Origin of the sequence: Nocardioides sp., assembly GCF_004803405.1 — a bacterium.
In the GTDB taxonomy this organism is placed as follows: domain Bacteria; phylum Actinomycetota; class Actinomycetes; order Propionibacteriales; family Nocardioidaceae; genus Nocardioides; species Nocardioides vastitatis.
Genome location: NZ_SSXI01000082.1, coordinates 328 through 5,730, shown reverse-complemented (window position 1 = coordinate 5,730; position 5,403 = coordinate 328). Strand labels below are relative to the sequence as shown.

The window sequence follows — 5,403 nt, the reverse complement described above, 5'->3', positions numbered from 1 at the left end:
AGCTGGCCGACCCGCTGGTCGCGGTGGTGCCGCCCGAGACCGGCGCCGACGTCGCGGCCGAGCCGCTCCCCTACGGTCGGGTGCCTGGTGGCGAGCATGTCGCCGTGCTCGAGGGCATCGATGCCCGCGCCGCCGGCGACTGGGCGGAACGCACCGACGAAGTGGTGGTGACGCCGTGGCACGGCGTCCTGGTCCCGGAGGACGACGCATGATCGAACCGACCCTCGCCCCGCCGACCCGGCGGTTTCACTACGTGGCCGACGGACCGGCGATCTACGTCGACTCCTTCGCCACCATCCGCCGGGAGAGCGACCTCTCCCGGGTCCCGGCGTCGGCGGAGAAGGTCGCGGTCCGGATGATCCACGGGTCCGGGCAGGTCGACCTCGTCCACGACCTGGTGGTGCACCCCGACCTGGTGCCGGCCGCCCGTGCCGCGCTCGACGCCGGCGCGCCGATCCTCTGCGACGCGCGGATGGTCGCGATGGGCATCACCGCAGGGCGCCTGCCCGCCGCCAACCCGGTGCACTGCTTCCTCACCGACGAGCGGGTCCCCGACCTGGCGCGCTCCTGGTCGACCACCCGCACCGCCGCGGCGGTCTCCCTGTGGGAGCCGCTGCTCGAGGGCGCGATCGTCGCGATCGGCAACGCACCCACCGCCCTGTTCCACCTGCTCGAGATGCTCGCGGACGGAGCGCCCCGGCCGGCGGCGATCGTCGGCTGCCCGGTCGGCTTCATCGGCGCCGCCGAGTCGAAGGAGGCGCTGGCGACCTTCGCCGACGACTACGGCATCGACATCCCGTTCGTGACCGTGCGCGGACGCCGCGGCGGTTCGGCGATGGCGTCCTCGGCCGTCAACGCCCTCGCCCAGGAGGAGGAGTGATGGAGGCCGCCGTCGGTCGGTTCCTGGTCGTGGGCATCGGCCCGGGCGACCCCGAGCTGATCACCCGCAAGGCCGAGCGACTGGTCCGCGCCGCCGACGTCGTCGCCTACCACGCCGGCGTGCGCAAGCAGTCACACGCGCGGCGGATCGCCGCAGACCTGGTCCCGGCGACGGCGATCGAGGAGGAGCTCCGCTACCCGGTCACCACGGGCACCACCGACCACCCCGGCGGGTACGTCGGGGCGCTGGCCGACTTCTACGACGACTGCGAGGCCCGGCTGGCCGACCACCTCGCGGCCGGCCGCGACGTCGTACTGCTGGCGGAGGGCGATCCGCTCTTCTACGGGTCCTCGATGTACCTGCTCGACCGGTTCCGCGGCCGCTTCGAGACCGAGGTCGTGCCCGGTGTCCCCGCGTTCGCCGCCGCCACCGCCGCCCTCGCGGTGCCACTGGTGCGCCAGGCCGACGTGCTGACCGTGCTCTCCGGCACCCTTCCCGAGCCCGAGCTCGCGCGCCGCCTCGCCGACACCGACGCGGCGGTGATCATGAAGCTCGGACGCACCTTCCCGGCGGTGCGGTCAGCGCTCGAGCAGGCCGGCCGGCTGGAGGGCAGCTGGTACGTCGAGCGCGCCTCGCAGCCGGAGGAGCGGTGGCTCCCGGTCGCGGAGGTGGCGGCCGACTCGGTGCCCTACTTCTCCCTGATCGTGGTGCCGGGCGACACGGTCCGGAAACCGGACGCGAAGCGCCTCCGCTCGACTGCGACGGTGGAGGAGGCCGCCCAGGCACCGTCAGCAGACCAGCGCACCCGCGCCGCCGAGCTCACCGTCGTCGGCCTCGGCCCGGGGCCGGACCACTGGCTGACCCCGGAGGCCTCGACCGTGCTCGCGGAGGTCGACCACGTGGTCGGCTACGCGCCGTACGTCAACCGGGTGCCGCAGCGGGCCGGCCTCCAGCGCCACGCCTCGGGCAACACCGTCGAGGTGGACCGGGCGCGGCTCGCCCTCGACCTCGCGCTGTCCGGCGACCGGGTGGCGGTCGTCTCCGGCGGGGACGCCGGTGTCTTCGGGATGGCCTCGGCCGTGTTCGAGGCCGCCAGTGACGCCTCCCGCCCGGAGTACGCCGACGTACCGGTCCGGGTGCTGCCCGGGGTCAGCGCCGTGCAGGCGGTCGCCGCCCGGGCGGGCGCGCCCATCGGCGCCGACTTCGCCGTGGTCAGCCTCTCCGACCGGCTCAAGCCGTGGTCGGTCCTCGAGCGACGGCTGCGCGCGATCGCGGAGGCCGACCTGGTGCTGGGCATCTACAACCCCGCCTCGCGCAGCCGCCGCGACCAGCTGGTGCAGGCACAGAAGGTGCTCCTCGAGCACCGCTCCCCCGACACCGTGGTGGTCGTCGGTCGCGACGTCGGCCGGGCCGAGGAGTCGCTCACGGTGACCACGCTCGGCGAGCTCGACGCCGACGCCGTGGACATGAAGTGCCTGCTCATCGTCGGCGCCTCGTCGACCCGGGTGGAGCCCGACGGCACGGTCTGGACGCCCCGATGGGTGGAGTGACCGTCACCGTCGTCGGCATCGGCGCCGACGGGTGGGAGGGCCTGACTGGCTCGTCCCGCACGCTCGTCGAGGCCGCCGACGTGCTCCTCGGCGGCGAGCGTCACCTCGGGCTGGTGCCGGACGTCCCGGGCCAGGAACGGCGCCCGTGGCCGCGTCCGCTGTCGGACCTCCCCGACGTCCTCGGGAGGTACCACGACCGCCGGGTGGTCGCGCTCGCCTCGGGCGATCCGCTGGTCTCCGGCATCGGCACCACCCTGATCCGGGTTCTCGGCCGCGATGCCGTGACCGTGGTGCCTGCCGTGTCGTCCGTCGCGCTGGCGCGAGCACGGATGGGCTGGTCCGCCGAGGAGTCCGAGGTGGTGACCCTCGTCGGTCGCGATCCCGCCGCGATCCGCAGCCAGTGCGCCCCGGGGCGCAGGCTCCTCGTGCTCTCCTCGGACGAGACGACACCGGGCTTGGTTGCGGAGCACGTGCTGGCCGCGGGCTACGGCCTGAGCCTGATCACCGTCCTCGGCGACCTCGGCTCCGCGCAGGAGAGTCGTACGGAGTTCCGGGCCGGCGACGACGCGCGACCCGGGGCCCATCCCCGGCTGAACGTGCTCGCCGTCGAGGTCGCCGGTCCCGGCAACGGCACCGGATCGTGGACGGCCGGGCTGCCCGACGCGCACTTCGAGCACGACGGCCAGATCAGCAAGCGTGACGTGAGGGCCAGCGCCCTGTCCCGCCTCGCCCCGGCGCCCGGGGCGCTGCTCTGGGACGTCGGCGCCGGCGCCGGGTCGGTGGCGATCGAGTGGCTGCGTGCGCATCCGCTGACGTCCGCTGTCGCCGTGGAGGCGAACGCCGACCGTGCCGCCCGCATCCGTCGCAACGCCACCCACCTGGGTGTGCCACGGCTCGACGTCGTCGAGGGCCGGGCTCCCGACGCGCTGGCCGGCCTCTCGCAGCCCGACGCGATCTTCGTCGGCGGCGGCGCCACCGCCACCGGCCTGCTCGACCGGTGCCGGGAGGCGCTGCGACCCGGCGGGCGCCTGGTGGTGCACGGCGTGACCGTGGAGACCGAGCAGCTGCTGATCGCCGCGTTCCAGGAGCATTGGGGGGAGCTGACCCGGATCTCGGTCGAGCAGGTGACCGACCTGGGGACGCGCTTCCACGGCTGGACGCCGGCACGGGCCGTGGTGCAGTGGGCGTGGCAGAAGCCCCACCCAGGAACGGGGATCGCCGGATGAGCGTCCACTTCGTCGGGGCCGGTCCCGGCGCGGCCGACCTGATCACGCTGCGGGCCGCAGCACTCCTCGGAGCCGCCGACGTCGTCCTCTTTCCCGGCACCTACATCGACACCGACGTGCTCGGCCACTGCCGGGCCGACGCCCGGCTCGTCGACACCCAGGACCTGGACCTGGACCGGATCACCGCCGCGATGGTGGAGGCGCACGCCGCGGGTCGTGACGTCGTACGACTGACGTCCGGCGACCCGTCGCTGTACTCAGCCCTGCACGAGCAGACCCGGCGGCTCGACACGGCCGGTGTCCCGTGGGACGTGACACCCGGCGTGCCGGCGTACGCGGCCGCGGCCGCGATCGTGGGCCGGGAGCTGACCGTGCCGCTAGTCGCGCAGTCGGTGGTGCTCACCCGCACCCAGGCGCGCTCGACCGCGATGCCCGAGCGGGAGTCGCTCGCGGCGTTCGCCGCCACCGGCGCGACGCTGGTGCTCCACCTCGCGATCACGCGGACCCGCGCCCTGATGGCCCAGATCGAGCCGTTCTACGGCGCGGACTGCCCGGTCGCCGTCGTCGCCCGCGCCACCCAGCCCGGCGAGGTGGTGCTGCGCGGCACGGTCGGAGGCGCGGCCCCGATCGCCGACCTGGTCGAGTCCCAGGAGCTGCGGCAGGCGGCCGTGATCCTGGTCGGCCCGGCCCTGGCCGAGCGCGCTGACGCCGGCGAGTCCTGGCTGTACTCCACCGGAAGGAAACGATGACCCTCCCCCAGCCCCCGCACTTCCCGTTCAGCGCCGTGGTCGGCGCCGACGGACCGGACGGCCCCGACCCGATGCCGCTCGCGCTCATCCTGACCACCATCGCGCCGGAGGTGGGTGGCGTGCTGGTGCGCGGGGAGAAGGGCACCGCCAAGTCGACCATCGTCCGGGCGCTGGCCGCCGTCCTGCCGCCGGTCGGCGACGACCCGGTGCCGCTCGTGGAGCTCCCGATCGGCGCCACCGAGGACCGGGTCACCGGCTCGATCAACATCGAGAGCGCGCTCGCCGAGGGCAAGGCCGAGTACGAGCCCGGCCTGCTCGCGAAGGCACACCGCGGCATCCTCTACGTCGACGAGGTGAACCTGCTGCACGACCACCTGGTCGACCTGCTCCTCGACGCCGCCGCGATGGGCCGCGCGACCGTCGAGCGGGACGGCGTCTCGATCACCCACGACGCCCGGTTCGTGCTCGTGGGCACCATGAACCCCGAGGAGGGCGAGCTCCGCCCCCAGCTGCTCGACCGGTTCGGCCTCACCGTCGAGGTGGCCGCGCCACGCGACCCCGCGCTGCGCGCCGAGGTGGTGCGCCGTCGGATGGCGTACGACGCCGACCCGGCCGGGTTCTCCAGCCGGTATGCCGAGGCGGAGGAGGCACTCAGCTCGCGGATCGCGGAGGCCCAGCGGCTCATCGGCCTGGTCCGGCTGTCCGACACCGCACTGCTGAAGATCGCCGAGGTCTGCGCCGCGTTCGACGTCGACGGCCTGCGCGCCGACATCGTCACCGCCCGGACCGCCGTGGCGCACGCCGCCTGGTGCGGCCGCGACTCCGTGGAGCTCGCCGACATCCGCGTGGCTGCGACCCTCGCCCTCCCGCACCGACGCCGGCGCAAGCCGTTCGACGCCCCGGGGCTCGACGAGGACGTGCTCGACCAGATCCTCGGCGACGAGGAGCTGCCGCCGGACCCCGACGACGATCCCGAGCCGCCGACGAACGGACCGGAC

General features: G+C 74.6%; 5 protein-coding genes and 1 pseudogene. All 6 read left to right on the top strand.

All coding sequences use genetic code 11. The features are described from left to right. A pseudogene (locus tag E7Z54_RS22970) lies at nucleotides 1-212 on the top strand (nitrite reductase); the annotation flags it as partial. Further along, on the top strand, nucleotides 209-880 hold the full coding sequence (locus tag E7Z54_RS05720; protein ID WP_136432044.1) for a precorrin-8X methylmutase: 672 nt from the start codon (nucleotides 209-211) through the stop codon (nucleotides 878-880). The pseudogene E7Z54_RS22970 and the gene E7Z54_RS05720, both read left to right, overlap by 4 nt. Further along, nucleotides 880-2,430, top strand: coding sequence for a precorrin-3B C(17)-methyltransferase (gene cobJ / locus E7Z54_RS05715; RefSeq protein ID WP_136432043.1), 1,551 nt, complete (start codon nucleotides 880-882; stop codon nucleotides 2,428-2,430). Before E7Z54_RS05720 ends, cobJ begins: the two co-directional genes overlap by 1 nt. After that, nucleotides 2,418-3,656, top strand: coding sequence for a precorrin-6y C5,15-methyltransferase (decarboxylating) subunit CbiE (cbiE, locus tag E7Z54_RS05710; protein WP_136432042.1), 1,239 nt, complete (start codon nucleotides 2,418-2,420; stop codon nucleotides 3,654-3,656). Before cobJ ends, cbiE begins: the two co-directional genes overlap by 13 nt. After that, complete coding sequence (locus tag E7Z54_RS05705; RefSeq protein WP_136432041.1) at nucleotides 3,653-4,405, top strand: cobalt-precorrin-4/precorrin-4 C(11)-methyltransferase; 753 nt, start codon at nucleotides 3,653-3,655, stop codon at nucleotides 4,403-4,405. Before cbiE ends, E7Z54_RS05705 begins: the two co-directional genes overlap by 4 nt. Beyond that, the coding region (locus E7Z54_RS05700) for an ATP-binding protein (RefSeq protein WP_240769534.1) at nucleotides 4,402-5,403 on the top strand (1,002 nt) is incomplete at its 3' end. The genes E7Z54_RS05705 and E7Z54_RS05700, both read left to right, overlap by 4 nt.